7 protein-coding genes are annotated in these 4,312 nt (G+C 65.9%); all 7 read right to left on the bottom strand.

Annotated elements, in window-relative coordinates:
* On the bottom strand, window positions 1–493 hold a 493-nt coding region (locus ACLP9N_RS07850; RefSeq protein ID WP_442406859.1), incomplete at its 3' end, for a DUF6582 domain-containing protein.
* Between the two features lie 13 nt (window positions 494–506).
* On the bottom strand, window positions 507–674 hold the full coding sequence (locus ACLP9N_RS07845) for a hypothetical protein (RefSeq protein WP_442406858.1): 168 nt from the start codon (window positions 672–674) through the stop codon (window positions 507–509).
* A complete protein-coding gene (locus ACLP9N_RS07840) occupies window positions 671–1,192 on the bottom strand; it encodes a phage portal protein (protein WP_442406857.1) in 522 nt (173 codons plus the stop codon). The genes ACLP9N_RS07845 and ACLP9N_RS07840 overlap by 4 nt, the downstream gene beginning before the upstream one ends.
* Window positions 1,150–1,764, bottom strand: coding sequence for a phage portal protein (locus ACLP9N_RS07835; protein ID WP_442406860.1), 615 nt, complete (start codon window positions 1,762–1,764; stop codon window positions 1,150–1,152). The genes ACLP9N_RS07840 and ACLP9N_RS07835 overlap by 43 nt, the downstream gene beginning before the upstream one ends.
* A gap of 30 nt (window positions 1,765–1,794) precedes the next feature.
* Window positions 1,795–2,043, bottom strand: coding sequence for a hypothetical protein (locus ACLP9N_RS07830; protein WP_442406856.1), 249 nt, complete (start codon window positions 2,041–2,043; stop codon window positions 1,795–1,797).
* Window positions 2,043–3,605, bottom strand: a complete 1,563-nt coding sequence (locus ACLP9N_RS07825) for a hypothetical protein (protein ID WP_442406855.1) — start codon at window positions 3,603–3,605, stop codon at window positions 2,043–2,045. The genes ACLP9N_RS07830 and ACLP9N_RS07825 overlap by 1 nt, the downstream gene beginning before the upstream one ends.
* Complete coding sequence (locus ACLP9N_RS07820) at window positions 3,598–4,044, bottom strand: phage terminase small subunit (protein ID WP_442406854.1); 447 nt, start codon at window positions 4,042–4,044, stop codon at window positions 3,598–3,600. Before ACLP9N_RS07820 ends, ACLP9N_RS07825 begins: the two co-directional genes overlap by 8 nt.
* Window positions 4,045–4,312 lie beyond the last annotated feature (268 nt).

Raw genomic sequence — 4,312 nt, 5'->3', positions numbered from 1 at the left:
AGCGGCACATCACCCCGGAGCCTTGCTGCCCGGGCCAGCCCGCGGAGCGGGCCTCCTCAAAGAAACCGGGGGTGACGTGCTCAACGAAGCTGCCGCCCATCATGCGCGGAATGAGGCGGCTCTCGCGGTTGAACACGGCAGCGTAACCGCCGATGGCGCGGGACGGTTCGTCGCTGTCGGGGAGGGCCCGCATTTCCACGGGCATCAACAGGACGCGGCGCTCGCTGGTGTCGTACTCAAGCAGCGCGCGACCGCCGCCGTCGTCGTGCTCCTCGAGCGTGATGCCCTGCTTCTTGGCCTCGGCCTGGATTTTGGCTTTAATGCTGGCGATCTCCGCGGCGCTGTGGTTGGCCTTCGTCGGGCCCTGGTGGATACGGGCCCAAGCGTTTTTGATGCGCCCCTCCGTGTTGAGGGGGAACGTGTTGTTCGGGCCGGCGAAGGGACCTTCACTGTCGGGGTATCGGTCGGCGGGCTCTTTACCATCATCGGCCATGGTGGTGTCCTCCTTAGAGGTATTCGGCGTGCGGCCACACGGTGCGGACCCACGGGGTGTCCTCAACGATGGGCCGCGTAGCGAGGGTTCTCGTGGCGGGGCGCCGCCGGAAGGTGTTAATGACGGCGAGCGCGTTGCGCACGCTTTGCTCTTCCGCGTCACTGGTGACGGTGATGATCACGCGTCGATGTCCACGGCGTGCCCGTTGGTGGCCCACCGTTCGCGCAGGGTGCGGCTGATCGGTGCGGCGGCCGCCGCAGACGTTGCCTGCTTAGCGGGGCCGCCCGGTGGGGTTGCGGCCGCCGATGAACTACCCGACACGGCGCCCTTGGGGCCCGGCTCGCGGGCCGGTGCGGCCGGGCGGGCACCCGGCGCGGCACCCGGGGGCACCGGCGGCTGCCAGTTCGGCTGCGGCGGCAGGTTGTAGGAGGTGCGAACCTCGTCGCGGCCTTTCCAGCCCGTTTGCACGGTTCCCAGCGACAAAGCGTCGATTTCCGCCCTCGTTTTGGCGTCAATCCGCAGAAATTCGTCGGTATTGAACTGCACGAATTGGCCCCGCGGGAAGCAGGTGCTGAAGGCGTACTCGAAGCGAACCAGCCAGGGGCGGAACGTGTAGGTGAGGCAGTCCAGGCTGTTTTGCTCCACGGTCGCATACGTCATGGAGTCGCCGGTCTTGCCGCCGATCTTCTCCGGGGGCACCCCGTAGATGACGGCGATCTGGGTGGCGGTGGCCTCAATGGTTCAAGGAACCGTGCCTCATGCGGCGACACCTGGATCGGGTTGTATTCCCAGTCCATGCCGTAAATGAGGGGGCGGCGGGTTCGCAGCCGGCGCACGTAGCGGTCGGCGATCTCCTCCGCGTCCTCCGGCAAAACCTTCTGCGTCGTGTTACGGAACGTGCCCGGCGGCACACCGCCGTTCCCATACCATTCCCGGCTGAACTCCATCGCCGCCAACCCGACGCCGACGGTGTTGGCGAACGCGGTAACGGGGGATAGGCCACGTACCCGCCAGGGCCGCGGGAACAACGGAATGTGCAGCAGGTCCTTGGGATCCATGGGCCGGCCCCACCAATACCAGCGCGGGTCCACATAGGAGCCGGGGCCCTCAATCGCCCGGTCCAGGGTGACCACGTTGATCGGGTTCAACCATTCAATCATCGTCGGGAACGGGGTGCCGGGCTGGCGTTGGGTCATTAGCCCGATGCCGTCGCCCTGCAAAGCCATCGACACGACGCCGCGGTGCAGCCAATCTACCAGCGTCCCGTGGATCGACGGGTTGGCAAACAGTGGCGGGGTGGGCTACCGCACCGCGATCTCGCCGCCCTTATCCAGCTTGTACAAACCAAGCCCGGGCGCCATCGCGGAAATGTTGTCGGCGAGGAACCGGACGGCACCCCACACGGCGACCATCCGCATCGCGTGCTCGGGGTCGTTGGACTGCCACGGTGACGGACCGCCTGCACCCCAGCCGGGGCCGGCGTCCCCGCCCCACGGCATGGTGCGCGATTCAGGCTGCGTGCGGCGCGTCCAGGGCCAGGTGATGGGCATTAGACGAACACGCTTGCCAGCACGTCATACGGCTCCACAGCCAACAAACCCCACCGATAGAACGCGGCCGCCGCCGCGATCACCTCAACCTTCGCGTCACCATCCCACGTCTCGGCTTTAGCGGCGCCACCGATCGGCCTGGTTCGCGCCGAACCGACCGCCTCCCTCAACTCGGGCTGACCCACATGCACAACCATCCCGGCCTTCACCCCAGCCTGGAACGCCCCACACGACGCCGTCATATCCGGCTCCGTCAAACGCCGCCCGATCCCCTTAGCGTCAAACTCGATGCCCCGCCGCACCAGCTCGGGTTGCAGCGCCCGCGCCTCCCCCGTCGCCAACCCAACCTCGGCGATCTGCCGGTCCGCGACCAGCTGCGCCACCTTGTCGGCCACCCAGCCGACACCGCGACCAGAGTCCGTCATCACCAACGTGCGGGACCCGGCAATATCACCGGCGATCCCAATACACGCCCTCTCGCGCTGCGACGACACCGCCACCACCAGCGCCACCCGATCCGGCTGCGCCGCCTCACGATCCTCAAGCGTTAACCACTGCACCGGGTCGATCGCCAACGGATTCACCAGCCGAACCGGCTGGTTCAACCAAAACCGGCGGAACTCATTCTCGCTGGCTTGCGGGTCATCCCAGTAGTCGGCGATCGCCGACAAGTTCATCCAATCCGCCGCCGGACCATACGCCTCCCGCAGCGCCTTGATCCGCTCCGCCCGGTTGGTCAGGTCCCAATGCTCGCCGGCCTGCCGGTGATCGAACAGCAGCGCCGCGTCGCCGCGGCCCGCCGACTTCAACGACCGCGCGAACGCGTGCGTCCCCTCAGCGACCGAATTCTCGCCCTTCGCGTACATCGTCGACGTCTCCAACATCCAACCCGACGACTCCTTACGCTTCAACAGGTTGCGCACCATCGTCTGGTGCATCCTGCCGAGTTTGAACACGCCATTCACCGGCGGAATCCACAGATGCGACTCATCGGCCACGATGAACGTTGACTTGGCGCCGTCCTTTGACTCATTCGACGCCGACACCGGTTCAATGAAGCCGCGTCGCCCGGGCAAGAACGTGCGCGTCAACCCCACATCGATCGGGCCGAACCGTTCCAGCAACACCGGCGAACACGTGTCGGGGTGCAGCATGAAATACACGCCGTTGTAGGTGTGGCCGGCCTGCCCCTCCTCGGTCGCCACGTTTAAAACCTCGACGTAGGTGAGCTGGCGGCCGACCGGCTCGCCCGGCTCAAACTCGTACCCCCAATCCGACGTCTCGCCCGCGGCCGCCCAGTGGTCAAAGCGGCATTCCCCCAACGCCTCGAAACACACCATCATCGACGCCAGCTCGGATTTAGCGCGCCCCTTGGCGCGGGACAGGAAGGCGCGCCGCACCTTGCGTTCCCCCCGGGCGGTCACCTCATAGGCTTTCAGCAGGAACGCCGCGAACTCGTCATCCAACTCGATCGGCTCGCCCTGCACATCACCCGGACCGTGGACGAGGTGGTGTTCAATCCAGGCGATCGCGTACCAGCCCAGCGACCGGGTTCTAGCCATCGCCGCCGTCGCTGACCGCCTTCAACAAGCGCGCCTCACGCTGCTGCGCGGACCTGGGCTTCAACCACTCCGACCGCGGCTGCTTGGCGCCATCACCAATATCCAGACGCAGCCGGGCACGATCCTCCGGTGTGGCCCCGAACTTCGCCACCCGTAGCCGCAACTCCGCGGCCAGGCTGCGGTTCCCCGACCAGAACTCGCCGTGCAAGATGGCGGTGTCCAGCAGGAACGACCAGTCGGTTTCGGTGAACAGCAATGCTTGTGGGCTGGTGCGCCAAATGTCCCACCAGTCAAGGGTTGCTTTCGGCCACTCGAACGTGTCGGGCAGTTCAGGGCCGTGTTTCTTGCCGTCGGCAGTGACGACGGTCGGTGGTGGTTCGATGTTGCGGCGCCGGATTTGGCTGCGGTCTGGGTTTCGGGCGGGCCCGCGACCAGGCATAATTGGTCTCCTCTGGCGGCTGGCGGGGATGTTTGCGAAATCTGGGTGGTTTGTTTGCTAGACAACGGTTTTCAGGTTTTTTTGCGTTTGCTGCGCGGCCAGGCTTGTCTTAAGCCCCCTGACCTGCATGTTTAGTAACTTGTACAAATTGCGACTCGTGCAACCGGTACCGCTGGGGTAGCTACCCCCAAAAAGGCCCCCCCCACCGGCGGCGAGGCATCTTTAACCATCCGGCGGGCGCTAGTAGTTCGGAAGGGCGTCGTGGAGG

It is taken from the genome of Mycobacterium sp. (assembly GCF_052144515.1).
In the GTDB taxonomy this organism is placed as follows: domain Bacteria; phylum Actinomycetota; class Actinomycetes; order Mycobacteriales; family Mycobacteriaceae; genus Mycobacterium.
This window is presented reverse-complemented; position numbering and strand designations above follow the sequence as displayed.